Consider the following 16,243-nt stretch of genomic DNA (forward strand, 5'->3'; position numbering starts at 1 on the left):
TGCGCAGACGGCGAAGCAACTCAGCGCCCGAGCTTGGCATTCACGGTGCCGGTCGCCTTGGTCAGCAGCGCCGGGATGTCGGCCTTCGCGTTACCCAGTACGGCCTGCACGACCGGGTCGAGCGCGGCGTACACCTCCTGAGCCTTCACCGGCGGCTCAGGGATGATCTTCTGGTCAGCGGCCACCTTCGTGTACGGCTCGAACTGCGCCAGCGGCACATTGACGTACGGCTTGATCCAGCTCTGGTACGTCGACCACTGGTCCGCTGCAACCACCGGGAGACCCGGCGTACCGACTGGCAGCTTTCCGGCCACACCGGCCTTGGCGGCCGTCACCGCGGCGTCCTGGTCCACGTACTTGTTCAGGTAGTTGAACTTGATCCACTTGACCGCGGCAACCTTCTCCGCGTCGGTCGCGGTCGGGCTGACGATCTGGACGCTGCCACCGGTGAGCGTGCCGTGGTCGCCGCCCTGCTGCGGCATCGGGCCGATGCCGAAGGCCGACGACGGCAGGCCGTTCTGCTGCACGAGCGTGCGGTAGCCGTCGGGCGCCGCCATGAACATCCCGATCTTCCCGGCCGCGAACGCCTTGGAGATGCCGGGGATGTCGTACAGCACGGCCTGGCCCATCGACTTGTCGGTCCACTTCATGTCGTGCAGCAACTGCAGCGCGGCCTTCGACGGCGCGTCGTCGAACGTCGCCTTGCTGCCGTCCTCGTTCTCGATCGAACCGCCGAACGCGTACGTCTGGGTGGTGAACATCCAGCCGCCGGTGTTGTTCGTGGTCAGTTGCGCGTAGCCGGCCTGACCGGTCTTCTGGGCGATCTGCTTCGCGTCCGCGCGGACCTCGTCCCAGGTCGTCGGCGGCTTGTCCGGGTCCAGACCGGCCTTCTTGAACAGGTCGCGGTTGTAGACCATGCCGACCGAGTACGCGGCGGTCGGTACGGCGTAGACGTTGCCGGACTGGTCCTGGGCGATCTTGAGCACGTTCGGGTTGAGCTGGCTCAGCAGGCCGTCGTCCTTGAGCACCTTGGTCAGGTCGGCGGCCTGCTTACGGGCGATCAGGCCCTGCGGCTCGGTGAACGGCACGTTCAGCACGTCCGGCAGCTGACCGCCGGCGGCCTGCGCCTGGAACGTGGTCGCGTCCCAGAGCGTCTCGACCGGATTCAGCTTGATGTCCGGGTTCGCCTTCTGGAAGTCGGCGACTCTCTTGTCGAACGCCGCCCGGTTGGCGGGATCGGAACTCGTGGGACGGTCACCGACCGTGATCGTCACCTGTGCGTCGGAGCCGGAAGCACCGGTCGACGACGGCGCGCTGGAGCAAGCCACCAGCAAGAACGGCACTGAAAGCCCTGCAGCACAACGGATTGCGAATCTGTTCATCGAAGCTCCTCAGCGGGGATGGCGATCGGCGAGCCGACCGTTCCGCAGAGTAGCGCAAGCGCTTTCGCAAATACTAGACCTCAGCGAAACTGGTTTCGCATCCGTTGCGACTCCGTTAACGACGGCGGGCGCGGTACGACGCGACTCGCGTCCGGCTCGCGCATTTCGGCGTACAGAACCTGCGCGGGCGGCGCTCGGCCGGGTTCGCGAAGACCCGCTCGCAGTCCACCGCAGCGCAGACTCCGAGCGCCTCGAACCCATGGCCGGCCGCGAACGTTGCCAGCCCCAGCGCGGTCGTCGCCGCGAGCCACTCGGCCCACGACGCATGCGGCTCGGCGACATGCAGATGCCACGGCGATCCGTCGTGATCCGAGAGATACGGACGTACGGCGTACTCCGCGAGCAGCCCGTTGATCACCTCGGCCCCACCGCTGTGGAAGACGGGCCGCACGCGCTCTCGTACTGCGCGCACGGCGGTCAGGTCCTCATCGGTCAGCTCGATCAGGTCGGACTCGCCGTGGTCGAGCAGGAACGCACGCAGCGCGGCCGGCGAGGTCAACTGCTCGGGCTCGCGGGTCCGTGTGTTCACCAGGTCGACGGCGAGCCGGATCAGCCGATCCGGGGACTGAATTTCCACTGGACTCCTCCCGTAACGCATTTGTTAGCGTAACGCGTAACAGATTAATTTGCGTTACAGGAGGGTCGGCGTGCCAGGACCTAGCTACTACCTCGCGGCGACGCTGGCGCGGTTCGCCGACGAGATGGTCGCGTTCACGCTCGTACTGCTCGTGCTGGATCGCACCGACAGCCCGACCCTCGCCGGCATCACCGGCGCGGCCTACGCGCTCCCGGCCATCGTCACCGGCCCGTTGCTCGGAGCGTGGCTCGATCGGACGTCCCGCCGCCGCAGCGCACTGGCGATCAACCAGGCGACGCTGGCCGCAGTCATGCTCGGTCTGCTCGCGGTGGTCGGTCACAGTGCGCACTGGATCCCGCCGGTCCTCGCGGCGGTGGCAGGTGCGACGTTGCCGATGGTGAGCGGCGGCTTCACCAGCATGCTGCCGAGCCTGTTCCGGCCGGAGCGGCTGGCGCGCGCCAACGCGTTCGAGTCGGTGAGCTTCAGCGCGGCGACCATCGCCGGACCGGCGACCGCAGCCACCGTCGCCGCAGTGGTCTCGGTCGATGCCGCCGTGGTGGTCATCGTGGTTGCGGCGGCGTGCAGCATCGTCGCTATCAGCCGCCTGCCGGCGCTCCCACCGGTCGGCGGTGGCGGCGAGTCTTTCTTCAGCTCGGTCGTCGGCGGACTTGTCCACCTGGCGCGCACTCCGCGACTGCGGGCCTCCACCGTCACCACGACTCTGCTGATGGGCTTCACCGGCATGCTGCTGATCGCCCTGCCACTGCACATGGTTGAGCTCGGCATGCCGAAGTCCGCGGCCGGCTACCTGTGGACCGCAATCGAGATCGGTAGCGTCACCACAGCACTGCTACTGAGCCGTTTGCAGTCCCGCTGGCGTCCGGAGTACGTGGTGATGCTGTCAGTCGCGGCGTACGGGTTGGTTCTACTGACGTGGTCGCTCGCCACCACGTTCGCCGTACTCGTCCTGCTTGCAGTCGCCGCCGGACTGGCCGAAGGACCAGCACTGCCGGCGATGTTCGCAGCCCGGCAGCAGTACAGCCCGCCGTACCTCCAGGGCCGAGTCAGCACCACCGCCGCGAGCCTCCGCGTCGGCACGTCCGCCCTGGGCCAAGCCACCGCCGGGGTGCTGGTTCCAGCACTAGGCACCCGCGCAGCCCTCGCCGCCATAGGCCTGGGCCTAGCAGCCGCCGCCCTCACCGGCCGCCTGGCCGCCTGGCCGCCACCCTCCGACCGCCACCCTCCGACCGCGACCCTCTGAGGGGTCAACCCCTCGGAGGGCCGGTTGACCCCTCAGATTCTCGGGGCCAAACCGACCAGCTCAGGGGTTGGCCCCTGAGACGTCCGGCGGGGTGACGGCGTGGTGGCGGCGTGGTGGCGTGGTGGCGGCGGGGCGTGCCGCGCCATGTCAGCCGAGGATGACGGAGCGGCTCAGGCTGCGGGGCTGGTCCGGGTTCAGGCCGAGGGCGAGGGACTTGGCCACGGCGACGCGCTGGGCTACGACGAGCGATGCCATCGGGTCCAGGTCGTGGTGTACGACGGTGGCGCCGGTCGCGGCGACGTCGTCGAGCAGGCCCACCGGCGGCTCGCCGAAGATCCACACGCCACGCCCGGGCTGCGCGATCGCGATCGGGCCGTGCCGGTAGTCCATCGCCGGGTACGCCTCGGTCCACGCCGACGCCGCCTCACGCTGCTTGAGCGCGGCCTCGTGTGCCAGGCCGACCGTCCAGCGGGTGCCGAGGTACGTGACCTGCTCGAGCTTGGCCAGGTCGTCGACGTCGATGGTCAGTGCGGTCTGAGCGTCCGCAGCGGCCTGGGTCAGGTCCTGACCGAGCGACGCGCGCAGCAGCGCCAGCGTGGTGGTGGCGAACCGGGTCTGAACAACGGACTGCTCATCCGCGAAGTCCAGCATGATGGTGTGATCGGCCAGCTCGACGATCGGCGAGCCGGGCGTGGCCGTGATCGCGATGGTCGGCAGGTCGGTCTCGCGGATCAGGTCGAGTACTTCGGTTGTCGTACCGGAGCGGCTGATCACCACAACGGCGTCGTACGCACGACCGGCCGGGAACTCGGATCCGCCGAACGCGTCGGTCTCGCCCTGACCCAAGTCCTCGCGCAGCGCGGCGTAGGCCATCGCCATGAACCAGGACGTCCCGCAGCCGACCGCCGCGACCCGTTGGCCGGCCTTCGGAAGTGCACCGCCGTACTGCGCGAAACCGTCCGCGACCTGTCGCCAGAGGTCCGGCTGAGTGGCGATCTCAGTGCTCACAAATGGCGTTTGCGTCATGTCGTCTCCGCGCTTGTCATGGTCGAAACTGCTCGAACGTGATCGAATGGTGCCAACCAGCCGCCACCCGGCTGACCGATTGTGTGAAGGAGGAGCCCCGGGTGAAGCGTTATGAACGCCTGAACACCTTGCTCGAGTCGCTCGCCGAGAAGGGCGCCATCGACGTCGACGAGCTCGCCGAGCAGTTGCACGTCTCGGCGGCCACGATCAGGCGCGACTTGGACCATCTCGGCAAGCAGCAGCTCCTCACCCGGACCCGCGGCGGCGCTGTGGCCAACGCGGTGTCGTACGACCTGCCGCTGCGCTACAAGACTGCGCGTTTCGCGTCCGAGAAGCAGCGGATCGCGCAAGCGGCGGCCACTTTGGTCCGTCGCGGCATGGTGATCGGGATGAACGGCGGTACGACGATCTCCGAGGTGGCGCGCACGCTGGCGACCCGCCCGGAGCTGTCCGCGGAGCACGGCGAGCCCGCGTTCACGCTCGTCACCAACGCGCTGAACATCGCCAACGAGCTGATCGTCCGGCCGCACGTGAAGATGGTGCTGACCGGCGGTGTGGCCCGGCCGCAGTCCTACGAGATGATCGGCCCGCTGTCGCACCGGATCCTGTCCGACCTGTCCCTGGACATCGCCTTCATCGGCGTCGACGGGATCGACGAGACCGGCGCCACCGCCCATCACGAGGGCGAGGCCAACATCAACCAGCTGATCGTCAGCCGGGCCGCGAAGGTGGTCGTGGTGGCCGACTCGTCCAAGCTCGGGCAGCGTGCCTTCGCCCGGATCTGCGAGCTGAGCGAGATCGACACGATCGTCACCGACGCCCAGGCCGACGAGAGCCAGCTGACCGTCTTCAAGGAAGCCGGTATCGACGTCATCCGCGCCTGACCGCACTCCTCACCACCTCCCCTCACATCCTCCTGAGGACGATCATATCTGATTGAGGGGCCGTTGTTATGAGCAAGAGTGCGCAACCTCCGCGCGTGCAGCACGGAAAGCGGACTTCCAACCGCTAGGCTCTGGTTCAGCATGGGTACCGCAGCCGCAGAACACTCCGCCGACCACTGGGAGGACGCCATCGCCACCGGCATCGACCCGACGTCCTGGGCGTACGCCGAGGACTACACCGGCGAGGACGAAGTCGTCACCGGTGCACGGGCGAGCGCCGCGGACAGCGGTGTCGCCCCGATCGGCCCCGGCTCGGCGGCCGCCCTGAGCATGCTCGCCGCCGGCGCGGGCGCGAAGGCGGTCGTGGAGATCGGCACCGGGACCGGCGTCTCCGGCCTCGCCCTGCTGCGCGGGATGCGCGCCGACGGCACGCTCACCACGGTCGACATCGACGCGGAGAACCAGCGCTTGGCCCGCAAGACCTTCCTGGACGCCGGCGTCGCCTCCAACCGCTTCCGGCTGATCGCCGGCGCCGGGCTCGACGTGGTCACCCGCCTCACCGACGGGCACTACGACCTGGTCTTCTGCGACGCGGACCGCCGCGAGAACACGGCGTACCTGCACGAAGCCCTCCGCCTGCTCCGTCCCGGCGGCGTCGTCGCCTTCGCCGGCGTCCTCACCGGCGGCCGGGTCGCCGACCCCTCCCACCGCGACCCCGACACCATGGCCCTCCGAGACCTCATCCGAGCCGTCCGCGACGACGACGACCTGGTCTCAGCCCTCCTCCCCACCTCCGAAGGCCTCCTCACCGCCGCCAAACGCATGAGCTGACGACCGGAAGGCTCCAACGAATCCAACAAACGTGCTAATCGCCTGCTCGATTAGCACGATTCCATCGGTGTAGTTGCTACGGGTTGCTCGGGCGGCGGACCGAGCCTCGGACAGCGCTAGCCGGTTAGGCGGGTTAGTTCTGTGGTTAGTTCGTGCCATGCGGTGGAGAGTGGGTCTATCAGCTCGTAATGGCCGCAATGGGGGACGCGGACGAGGCGGGCGGTGGGGTGGGCGGCGAAGTAGGACTCGGTGATGCTTAGGGGGACGCGGGCGTCGTCGGTGCCGTGGATGAGGGTCACCGCGGCGATCGGGGCGGGCAGGTGGACCGGGTCCAGGTCGTTGCGTACTCCGCTGCCTATGAAGGCCTGTACGGCGCCCTCGTCCAGGTTGAGGCGATCCGCCATCAAGAGGTCGGCCACCGGCGCCAGTGCGATCAGGCCGCGGAGGCGGACCGGGTTCGTGGTCGCGGCGAGCCACAACGCCAGCTGGCCGCCTGCGGAGTGGCCGATCAGGAAGTAGCCGGCGTGTACGTCGACCAGGTCGGGCAGCGCTTCGAGCGCCGTACGGACGTCCGAGGTGGTCGCGTCGGGATCGCCTGGCTGTCGGCGGTAGTCCAGGGACACGACCGGCCAGCCGAGCTCGGAGAGGGCTTCGCACAAGGGGCGGGCGTGCTTGCGGTCGTAGTCGGGCCGCCAGAAACCACCGTGGATGAAGACGATCAGCGGGCGATACTCCTTCGCGTGCCAGTAGTCGATCACCTGGTCCGCCTGGTCGCCGTACCGCAGCTGCTGATCGGGCTCGCGGGCTTCACGAGTCAGTACGGATCGGTCCTCGGTCATTCAGACCTCCCGAGATAGCGATGGGCGTTCGCCGTCAACAGTTTGTGCTGCTGCTCCGCGGTCAGGAAGCCGGCCTTCCGTACCACCTCCCCGACCGGCCGCTCACCCAATGGATAGGGATAGTCACTGCCGACCAGAACGCGGTCTTCCCCCAAGGTATCGACAAGTAGCCGCAAAGGCGCTGATTCAAACACCACCGTGTCGACCAGGATCCGGTCCAGGTACGCCGACGGTGGGTGCTCCGAGCAACCACGGACGATGTCGCCGCGCCGGTGCCAGGCGTTCTCCAGCCGCCCCAGCCAGAACGCGAAACTGCCACCTCCGTGGGCGAAACAGATCTTCAGGTCCGGCGGCAACCGGTCGAACGCGCCGCCCAGGATCATCGCCAGCAACGACAGATGCGTCTCGGCGGGCATCCCGGTCAGCCAGCGCGCCATCCAGCGGTCCAGCCGCGGGCCGCCCGGCATGTCCCACGGGTGCACGAGCACCGGCGTACCGGTCTCGGCGCAATGGTTGAGGAAGGCAACGATCCCGGCGTCGTCGAGATCCTTGTCGCCGACGTGGTTGCCGATCTCGACGCCGGCATGGCCGGCCGCACGGGCGCGATCCAGCTCGGCGCAGGCCAGGTCCGGATCCTGCAACGGCACCTGGCAGAACGGCACGAAGCGCTCGTCGCCGGCCAACGTCTCCAGCGTCAGGTCGTTGAAGATCTCCGCAAGCTTCACCGCCTGCGCGGCCGGACGCTCGTACCCGAAGAACACCGGCGTCGGCGACACCACCTGCAGATCGATGCCGTCAGCATCCATATCCTCTGCGCGGGTGCCCGGATCCCAGGCCTGCGGTCCGATCGGCCGGAACTCCGACGAGCCGATCATGATCATCGCGGCCCGCTCGGAGTCGATCCGCAACCACGGCCAGCCGTCGCCCCCACACGCCACCGCCAGATCCGGCCACCCCTTCGGCACCAGATGCGTATGCACATCAACAGCCACACACAGCCCCTCTCAACACCCGTCCACCCGCTCCCCGGCTCCGCACTTCCCCCGCTCCCGGCTCCCGGCTCCCGCTCCCGCGGGATGGGTTACCCCACCCAGTGGTGGGTTGTCCCACCGTCATACCGGCGGCGAACCCACAACAGCATGGGGTAACCCATCTCGTGGGGTCAGGATTTACCCGGGTGGAGCGTGCCGCAGTTCGGGCAGGTGCGTGCGTCGTCGCTCTCGTAGAACGCCTTGAACACGGGCGGCAGGTCGGCGACGATATCGGTCACCTGCAGCTCGACCTCGTGCACGATCCCGTTGCAGTTGGCGCAGTACCAGCGGAACTTCTCCAGCGTGCCGGGCTCCCGGACCCGCTCGATCACCAGGCCGATCGAGTCCGCGTCGCGCTGCGGCGAGTGCGGCATGCTGCGCGGCAGCACCCACATCTCCCCCTCGTTGATGTCCACCCGGCCCGGGCCGTCGTCCGTCATCACGTCGACGTGCATCGTGCCCTTGATCTGGTAGAAGAACTCCTCGTACGGGTCGACGTGGAAGTCGGTGCGCTGGTTCGGGCCGCCGACCACCATCGTGATGAAGTCGTCCCCGGTCGGGAACATCTGCTTGTTGCCGACCGGCGGCTTCAGCAGGTGCTTGTTCTCCTCGATCCACTCCGGAAAGTTCGTCGACTCCAAGTTCGCCATCATTAGCTCCTCTGCGGGATCGCCGCTACGGCCTGTATCTCGATCAGCAACTGGGGATGCGGCAGCTGATGTACTGCGACAGTCGTCCGGGCCGGCCCGGACTCGTCGAAGAATTCACCATAAACCTCGTTGTACCCGCCGAAATCGTTCATCGACACCAGGTACGTCGTCACGCTGACCAGGTCCTCGAGCCCGGCCCCGACAGCGCCGAGCACGTCCCGGATGTTCTCCAGCACCGCCCGCGTCTGCACCCGGATATCCAGGGCGACGGTCCCCATCGCGTCCACGGATGCCCCGGCGATCGAGTTGTCCGGCCGCCGGCTCGACGTACCCGACACATACGCGAAGCCCTGAGAAACCTTCACGTGCGGGAACCGTCCGCGCGGCGTGGCTTTCCCGGGCACAACAGTCATGACAGCTCCACGCAAACGTTGGTCGTCTCGGTGTAGAAGTCCACCGAATGCCGCCCGCCCTCGCGGCCGATCCCTGACAACTTCACCCCGCCGAAGGGCGTTCTCAAATCGCGGAGGAACCAGGTGTTGACCCAGCACAACCCGACGTCAAGCGCTGCGCCGGAGCGGTGGGCGCGGCCGACGTCGCGGGTCCAGACGGTTGCGGCGAGGCCGTAGTCGCTGTCGTTGGCCAACCCAAAGGCCTCGTCCTCGGTGTCGAACGGCGCGACGTGACAGATCGGACCGAAGATCTCTTCGCGATTGGTTCGAGCGTCGGGCACCAGGCCAGTGACCACCGTTGGTTGTACGTAGCAACCGCCGTCGCGGGCATCGCCGAAGGTGGGCACACCGCCGCCCGCCAGCACCTGGGCGCCTTCGAGCCGGGCGAGGTCGTAGTACGAGAGGACCTTGTCGCGATGTTGTTTGGAGATCAGAGGCATGTTCATCGTGGCCTCGTCGGCGGGCCAGCCGTAGGTCAGCTCGGCCGCGCGCGCAGCGAGCCGCTCGGTGAACTCCTCGAAGATCGGGCGTTCGACGTACAGGCGTTCGGTGCACAAGCACACCTGCCCGCCGTTGGTGAAGACCGAGCGGACCGAGCCCTCGACGGCCGCGTCGAGGTCGCAGTCGGCGAAGATCAGGCCGGCGTTCTTCCCGCCGAGCTCGAACGACACCGCCTTCACGCGATCGGCGGCCACCTTGGCGATCGACGTACCGGTGGCGGACTCGCCGGTGAACGTAATCGCGTCCACGCCGGGATGCCGCGTCAGGTACTCCCCCGCCGACGACGGGCCGAAGCCGTGGACCAGGTTGAAGACTCCGGCCGGTACGCCGGCGTCGGCCATCACCTCGGCCAGCACGGTCGCGGACGACGGCGTCTCCTCGGAGGGCTTCACGACAACAGCGTTGCCGCAGGCAAGCGCCGGCGCGACCTTCCACGTGAGCAGGAGCAGCGGAAGATTCCACGGTACGACGATCGCCACCACCCCGACGGGCTTCCGGACTGCGTAGTTCAACGCCTTCCGCCCGTCCGGCAGCACGGTCGTGTACGACTCGGTCGGGATCGTCGTCGCGAAGTCCGCGAACGCCCGGAAGTTGGCCGCACCGCGCGGGATATCGAGCGTCCGCGCCTGGCTGATCGACTTCCCGGTGTCACCGACCTCGGCCGCGATGAGATCCTCGAACCGCCGCTCCAACTCGTCCGCGACCCGACGCAGTACGGCGGCCCGCTCCTGCTCGCTCATCAGCCCCCACGGCCCGCGCAACGCCGCCCGCGCCGCCTCGACCGCGGCATCCACGGTCGACTCGTCGGCCTCACACACGTCGAAGATCTGCTCCCCCGTCACCGGCGAAACCTTCGCGAACCGCGACGCACTCTCCACGAACTCGCCGCCGACGAAGTGCCGAAGCAATCCGACAGAGCTGGGCTGCCCCGTCAACAGCTGCCCCGTCCACAGCGTCACGCCGCCCACCTCCCCGCACCATTGCACGGGATATCCGTCCCTGTTGTGGGTTCTTCACTCTTATAAGAACGGAGAACCCACAGCACGAGCGGATATCCACCCGCGTTGCGAGCAGGCGGCAGAGGGGCGAGCGGTCGGGTCATCGGCGGCGCCTTGCTCTGGCGAAGGTCAGTAGGGCGCCGGCCAGGGCGAGGGCGGCGGCGCCCAGGACCTGGTGTTGGCGGTGGACTCGGTGTTGGACTTCGGCGTAGGGGGTGGTGGAGAAGGAGACGAGTTCGTAGCGGGAGACGTAGGTGCCGGGGAGGAGGCGTTCGAGGGCGTGTTCTATCTGTTTTTGCAGGCGGAAGACCGGGGAGGCGACCTTGTCGCGCATTTCGACGAAGTTGGCGAGGGCCATTTCGGCGATTGCTTCGGTGTTCTCGCGGCGGCGGGCCTCGAACAGCGGCAGAGCCCGCGCCCACGAGCCGCCGGTGTCGTCGAGGCAGCGGTCGAGCTCGACCACGTCCTCGAACGCACAGTTGGCACCCTGGCCGTAGAACGGCACGATGGCGTGCGCCGCATCGCCGAGCAACGCAGTGCGGCCGTGCGCCTGCCACGGCAGCGTGTGCACGGTCCCGAGCACGCCGACCGGATTGTTCAGGTAGTCGTCGACCAAGTTCGGCGCCAACGGCAACAGATCGGGGTAGTTGATCCGGAAGTGGTTCTCGATCCCGGACGCCGACGTGAGCGCGTCGAACGATCCGGCCGGCCAGAACAGCGTGCAGGTGAAGGACTTGTCCGGGTTCGGCAGCGCGATCATCATCGACGTACCGCGCGGCCAGATGTGCAAGGCGCCAGGGTCGAGCGCGAACTCCCCGGAAGCAGATGGGATCGACAGCTCCTTGTACCCGTAGTCGAGGAAGTCGACGTTCTCCGCAACGATGCCCTCGGCAAGCAACTGCTCGCGTACTGCGGACCCGGCGCCATCGGCCCCGAGGACGACGTCGGCACTGACCGAGACCTTCCCGGCAGGCGTCGCGAACACCATCCGGCCGGCAGCCGAATCCAGCTCTACCAGCCGGTGCTCGAACTCGGCCGAGACACCTTCAGCGGCCGCCGCAGCCGTCAGCAGAGCGTTGTTCAACGCACCGCGACTGATCGAGTTGATCGCGCGATCCCCCGACGCCGAGTACGCCTGGAAGTCCAGCGGCCCGGTCACCGGATGAATCATCCGGCCCTTCATCGGCAGCGCATCCGCCATCACCTCGTCGACCAGCCCGATCCGCCGCAACGCGTTCAGCCCGCGTTCGGAGATCGCCAGGTTGATCGACCGCCCACGCTCGACCTGCGCAACCCGCGGGTCCGCGCGCCGCTCGTACAACGTCACCGTCAACCCTCGCCGCGCAAGGAAGCACGCGAGCAACGAACCGGTCAGCCCGGCGCCGACGATCGCGACCTTCATGCCATCACCTCGGCCAACGCCGCGCCGGCCCGCCAGCAGTCGTGGTACGTCGAGTACAGCGGCACCGGCGCCAGCCGCAGTACGTCGGGCTCCCGCGCGTCCGCGATCACGCCGTACTCGAATCGCAGGCGCCGCGACAGCTCACCGGCTCGCATCCCCGTGACCCGCAACGACAACTGGGCGCCGCGCCGCGCGGGATCCGCGGGCGTGATCACCGGCAACGGCACGTCCGCCAGCAGTTTCTCCAGGTACGCCGTCAATCGCACACTCCGCTCCCGCAGTACTTCGATGCCGATCTTGTCGAAGAGCTCCAGCGACGTCCGGACCGGGCTCATCGAGAAGATCGGCGGGTTCGACACCTGCCACGCGTCGGCGCTCGCGGGCGGCCGCGACTCGGGCGTCATCTCGAACCGCGTCGCCGCCTCCGTGCTCCACCAGCCTTCGAACCGCGGCAGGTCCGTGCCGAGGTGACGCTCATGCACGAACGCACCGGCCAGCGCGCCGGGCCCGGAGTTGAGGTACTTGTACGAGCACCACGCCGCGAAGTCCACATCCCAATCGTGCAAGGCCAACGGCACATTCCCGGCCGCATGCGCGAGGTCCCACCCGACGACCGCGCCGGCCGCGTGACCGGCCTTGGTGATCATGGGGATGTCCATCAACTCGCCGGTCAGGTAGTTCACGCCGCCGAGCAGCACGAGCGCGACGTCGCCAGCGAGCTGCTCGACGACATCCGCCGTACGCAGGCTGTCCTCGCCCGGTCGCGGACGCAGCCGGACGACCGCGTCCTCGACGTCGTACCCGTGGAAGGCGACCTGCGACCGCACGGCGTAGCTGTCCGAGGGGAACGCGGCGTTCTCGATGACGATCCGGTGCCGCGATGGTGTCGGCCGGTAGAACGACACCATCAACAGGTGCAGGTTGACGGTCAGCGAGTTCATCACGACAGTCTCGCTCGGCAACGCACCGATCAAGCGGGACGCGGGACCGGTCAGCAGCTCGTGGTACGGCAGCCAGGGCCGGGCAGCGTCCAGATGGCCCTCGACGCCGAGCGCGGCCCACGCGTCGAGGTCCTCGAGCAGTTCGGCGCGCGTCGCCTTCGGCCGCAGGCCGAGCGAGTTGCCGGCGAAGTACGCCACCTCGGGGTAATCGCCGCCCTGCGCGGGCGGCACGTCGAAGAGATCCCGGTGCCCGGCGTCGGTGGCATCGAGAGCCAGAGCGTCAGCCTCGGTCGTCACCCCTCGGCAACCTCGGTAGCTTCGGCAGTCTCGGCAACGGCGGCCTTGGGCGCCTCGATCGCCTGGCCCTTGCCGAGCACGGTCACGCCGCCCTTGGACACGGTGAACCCGCGCTCGCGGTCGTAGTCCGGGTCGACGCCGATCTCGACGCCGTCCGGGACCACGATGTTCTTGTCCAGGATGACGTTCTTCAGTACGACGTCCTTGCCGATCTTGCAGTTGTCCATGATCACGCAGTGCTGGATGTCCGCGCCCGCGCTGACGATCACGTTCGACCCGAGCACCGAGTGGTCCACGTGCGCCCCGGTGACGATCGAGCCCTGGCAGACGATCGACTCGCCGACGGTCGCGTCGTCGGTGAACTTCGCGCCGGGCAGCTGCGGGTGCGAGGTGAAGATCGGCCAGTCGGAGTTGTACAGGTTGAAGACCGGCTGGATCGAGACCAGGTCCATGTGGGCCTCGTGGTAGGAGTCCAGTGACCCGACGTCGCGCCAGTACGACCGGTCCCGATCGAGAGCGCCCGGTACGTCGTTCTCCTTGAAGTCGTACACGCCGGCCTTGCCCTCGGCAACGAGCATCGGGACGATGTCGCCGCCCATGTCGTGCCGCGAGGCCGGGTTGGCGGCGTCCTTGCGCAGCGCCTCGACCAGGACGTCGCGGGTGAAGACGTAGTTGCCCATCGAGGCGAACGTCTCGTCCGGCGAGTCCGGCAGGCCCGGCGGATCGGCCGGCTTCTCCAGGAACTCGTCGATCACGTACCCGTCCGCACCGGTCTTGATCACGCCGAACTCGCTGGCCTCGGCCCGCGGCACCCGGATACCGGCCACCGTCACGCCGTTCCCGCGCTCGATATGCGCGGCGACCATCTGGGACGCGTCCATCCGGTACACGTGGTCGGCGCCGAAGACCACGATGTACTCCGGGTCCGCGTCCTTGATCAGGTTCATCGACTGGTAGATCGCGTCCGCGCTGCCCTGGTACCACTGCGGGCCGAGCCGCTGTTGCGCCGGGACGCAGGTCACGTAGTTGCCGAGCAGGGTCGACATCCGCCAGGTCAGCGTGACGTGCCGGTCGAGCGAATGCGATTTGTACTGCGTGAGCACACAGAGATTTCGAAAGCCGGCATTGACCAAATTCGAGAGGACGAAGTCGATCAGCCGATAACTCCCGCCGAACGGCACGGCCGGTTTGGCCCGGTCCGCGGTCAGCGGCATCAACCGCTTCCCCTCACCACCGGCCAGCACAATTCCGAGAACTCTGGGCGCCTTTGCCATGTCCGCACCTTAGCTCCGACAACCCGGGGGCATAAGCGCTTGCGAGTGTCGCGACACTGTAAAGATGCCGATCCTCGTCGTACCGACCACTGCCGTTCACCGATCGTTTCTCGCGGCCTGGGACGAGCTCGGTCCGGATCATGAGCGCTGGATGGGTGCGAAGTCGATCGCCGCCGACGACGAGGAGTGGACCCGGAAGCAGGCCGCCGACCCGGCGGAGTTCCACCGGCTGGTCGAGGCGATCAGGGCCGAGGCGGATCCCGCGACCGAGCTGCCGCCGGGGCTCGTGCACCAGACCGTGCTCTGGTTCGTCGACGGGATCGAGTTCCTCGGCCGGTTGTCGATCCGGCACTGGCTCACCCCGGCGCTGCTCGAGGTGGCCGGCCACATCGGGTACTGCGTCCGCCCATCCGCGCGCCGGCACGGGTACGCGACCCAGATGCTGACCCAGTCGCTGCCGATCGCGGCCGCCCTGGACATCGAGCCGGCGCTCGTCACCTGCGACACCGAGAACGTCGGTTCGCGCAAGGTGATCGAGGCAGCCGGCGGCGAATTGGAAGACGAACGACACGGAAAGCTGAGGTTCTGGGTGCCGACACACGTCGCCTGATGACTTATCGTCGGGCCCATGAAGGTCGCCATCCTGACGCGTGAATATCCACCGGATGTGTACGGCGGGGCTGGGGTGCACGTGGACTTCCTGGTCCGCGAGCTCCGCCGGCTGATCGACGTGGACGTGCAGTGCATGGGCGAGCCCAGGCCGGGCGCGACCGCGCACTCCGAGGACGACCCGCGGATGCCGGGGGCGAACGCGGCGCTGCGCATCCTGTCCACGGACCTCACGATGACGGCCTCCGTCGGCGACGCGCAGCTGGTGCACTCGCACACCTGGTACGCGAACATGGCCGGCCACTGGGCCAAGCTGCTGTACGACGTACCGCACGTGGTGACCGCACACTCGCTGGAGCCGCGTCGCCCGTGGAAGGCCGAGCAGCTCGGCGGCGGGTACCGGCTGTCCAGCTGGGCCGAGAAGACGGCGTACGAGGCGGCCGACGCGGTCGTTGCGGTGAGCCGCGGGATGCGGGACGACGTACTCGGCTGCTACCCGTCGATCGACCCGTCCAAGGTGCACGTGATCTCGAACGGGATCGACGCGGACTTCTACCACCCGGACCCGTCGACGCACGTGCTCGAACGACTCGGCGTGGACTTGAATCGTCCGTATGTGACGTTCGTCGGCCGGATCACCCGGCAGAAGGGCGTGCCGCACCTGCTCCGCGCCGGCCTGCGCCTGGACCCGTCCGTGCAGCTCGTGCTGCTCGCCGGGGCGGCAGACACGGTCGAGCTGAAGGCCGAGACCGACGCGCTGATCGACGACCTCAAGATGGCTCGGGACGGCGTGTTCGTGGTCTCGGAGATGCTGCCGCGCGAGCAGGTCCGGCAGGTTCTCACCCACGCACTGGCGTTCTGCTGCCCGTCGATCTACGAGCCGCTCGGCATCGTCAACCTGGAGGCGATGGCCTGCGAGACCGCCGTCGTCGCGAGCGCGGTCGGCGGTATCCCCGAGGTCGTCGACGACGGCGTGACCGGCACCCTGGTCCCGTACGACGAGAACGACATCGACACCTTCGAACGCGGCCTGGCGGACGGGATCAACGAGCTCGTCGACAACCCGGCGAAGGCCGAGGCGATGGGCAAGGCCGGGCGCTCAAGGGCCGTCTCGCAGTTCGGCTGGGACGCCGTCGCGGACCGGACCGTGCAGCTGTACACGAGCCTGCTCGGGTAGGAGAAACCCCACCCTCGGTACGGGGCTTCGCACCATTCTTCGGGTGGCGCG

General features: G+C 68.1%; 16 protein-coding genes. 5 read left to right on the forward strand and 11 right to left on the reverse strand.

Annotated elements, in window-relative coordinates; translation table 11 throughout:
• Positions 1 to 20: 20 nt before the first annotated feature.
• The gene (locus EV645_RS04625) at positions 21 to 1,382 is read right to left on the reverse strand and encodes an extracellular solute-binding protein (protein ID WP_130440061.1); all 1,362 of its coding nucleotides are present in this window, start codon (positions 1,380 to 1,382) and stop codon (positions 21 to 23) included.
• Between the two features lie 115 nt (positions 1,383 to 1,497).
• On the reverse strand, positions 1,498 to 2,019 hold the full coding sequence (locus EV645_RS04630) for a CGNR zinc finger domain-containing protein (protein WP_242000210.1): 522 nt from the start codon (positions 2,017 to 2,019) through the stop codon (positions 1,498 to 1,500).
• 70 nt (positions 2,020 to 2,089) lie between these two features.
• On the opposite strand from EV645_RS04630, the gene EV645_RS04635 reads away from it, so the two are divergent.
• Entirely contained in the window at positions 2,090 to 3,280 is a 1,191-nt protein-coding gene (locus EV645_RS04635; RefSeq protein ID WP_130440065.1) for an MFS transporter, read from the forward strand.
• Between the two features lie 147 nt (positions 3,281 to 3,427).
• Here EV645_RS04635 and EV645_RS04640 read toward each other — a convergent pair whose 3' ends face one another.
• Positions 3,428 to 4,288 (reverse strand): SIS domain-containing protein, encoded by an 861-nt coding sequence (locus EV645_RS04640; RefSeq protein WP_242000211.1) that lies wholly within the window; start codon positions 4,286 to 4,288, stop codon positions 3,428 to 3,430.
• Between the two features lie 119 nt (positions 4,289 to 4,407).
• Between EV645_RS04640 and EV645_RS04645 the strand changes: the two genes are divergently transcribed.
• A complete protein-coding gene (locus EV645_RS04645) occupies positions 4,408 to 5,190 on the forward strand; it encodes a DeoR/GlpR family DNA-binding transcription regulator (RefSeq protein ID WP_130440069.1) in 783 nt (260 codons plus the stop codon).
• 141 nt (positions 5,191 to 5,331) lie between these two features.
• Positions 5,332 to 6,021, forward strand: a complete 690-nt coding sequence (locus EV645_RS04650) for an O-methyltransferase (RefSeq protein ID WP_130440071.1) — start codon at positions 5,332 to 5,334, stop codon at positions 6,019 to 6,021.
• Between the two features lie 116 nt (positions 6,022 to 6,137).
• Here the strand turns inward: EV645_RS04650 and EV645_RS04655 are convergent, their stop codons facing one another.
• The 8 genes from EV645_RS04655 to glgC all read right to left on the reverse strand — a co-directional run bounded on the left by EV645_RS04655 (position 6,138) and on the right by glgC (position 14,406).
• Positions 6,138 to 6,860 (reverse strand): alpha/beta hydrolase family protein, encoded by a 723-nt coding sequence (locus EV645_RS04655; protein WP_130440073.1) that lies wholly within the window; start codon positions 6,858 to 6,860, stop codon positions 6,138 to 6,140.
• Positions 6,857 to 7,852: an amidohydrolase family protein gene (locus tag EV645_RS04660; protein WP_130440075.1), complete on the reverse strand. Its 996-nt coding sequence runs from the start codon at positions 7,850 to 7,852 to the stop codon at positions 6,857 to 6,859. Before EV645_RS04660 ends, EV645_RS04655 begins: the two co-directional genes overlap by 4 nt.
• A 170-nt stretch (positions 7,853 to 8,022) precedes the next feature.
• On the reverse strand, positions 8,023 to 8,541 hold the full coding sequence (locus tag EV645_RS04665; RefSeq protein ID WP_130440076.1) for a 3-hydroxyanthranilate 3,4-dioxygenase: 519 nt from the start codon (positions 8,539 to 8,541) through the stop codon (positions 8,023 to 8,025).
• A 2-nt stretch (positions 8,542 to 8,543) separates the two neighbouring features.
• Positions 8,544 to 8,954 carry a RidA family protein gene (locus EV645_RS04670; protein ID WP_130440078.1) on the reverse strand — a complete coding sequence of 137 codons (411 nt, stop codon included), beginning with the start codon at positions 8,952 to 8,954 and terminating at the stop codon, positions 8,544 to 8,546.
• Positions 8,951 to 10,453 (reverse strand): 2-hydroxymuconic semialdehyde dehydrogenase, encoded by a 1,503-nt coding sequence (locus EV645_RS04675; protein WP_130440080.1) that lies wholly within the window; start codon positions 10,451 to 10,453, stop codon positions 8,951 to 8,953. Before EV645_RS04675 ends, EV645_RS04670 begins: the two co-directional genes overlap by 4 nt.
• Positions 10,454 to 10,592: 139 nt before the next feature.
• Complete coding sequence (locus tag EV645_RS04680; RefSeq protein ID WP_130440082.1) at positions 10,593 to 11,894, reverse strand: FAD-dependent oxidoreductase; 1,302 nt, start codon at positions 11,892 to 11,894, stop codon at positions 10,593 to 10,595.
• Positions 11,891 to 13,132, reverse strand: coding sequence for a kynureninase (gene kynU, locus EV645_RS04685; RefSeq protein ID WP_130440084.1), 1,242 nt, complete (start codon positions 13,130 to 13,132; stop codon positions 11,891 to 11,893). Before kynU ends, EV645_RS04680 begins: the two co-directional genes overlap by 4 nt.
• On the reverse strand, positions 13,129 to 14,406 hold the full coding sequence (gene glgC, locus EV645_RS04690; protein WP_130440086.1) for a glucose-1-phosphate adenylyltransferase: 1,278 nt from the start codon (positions 14,404 to 14,406) through the stop codon (positions 13,129 to 13,131). Before glgC ends, kynU begins: the two co-directional genes overlap by 4 nt.
• 64 nt (positions 14,407 to 14,470) lie before the next feature.
• Between glgC and EV645_RS04695 the strand changes: the two genes are divergently transcribed.
• Both EV645_RS04695 and glgA read left to right on the forward strand, forming a co-directional pair.
• Positions 14,471 to 15,016, forward strand: coding sequence for a GNAT family N-acetyltransferase (locus EV645_RS04695; protein ID WP_130440088.1), 546 nt, complete (start codon positions 14,471 to 14,473; stop codon positions 15,014 to 15,016).
• A gap of 18 nt (positions 15,017 to 15,034) precedes the next feature.
• Positions 15,035 to 16,192: a glycogen synthase gene (gene glgA / locus EV645_RS04700; RefSeq protein WP_130440090.1), complete on the forward strand. Its 1,158-nt coding sequence runs from the start codon at positions 15,035 to 15,037 to the stop codon at positions 16,190 to 16,192.
• Positions 16,193 to 16,243: the final 51 nt, after the last annotated feature.

It is taken from the genome of Kribbella rubisoli (assembly GCF_004217145.1).
Taxonomy (GTDB): domain Bacteria; phylum Actinomycetota; class Actinomycetes; order Propionibacteriales; family Kribbellaceae; genus Kribbella; species Kribbella rubisoli.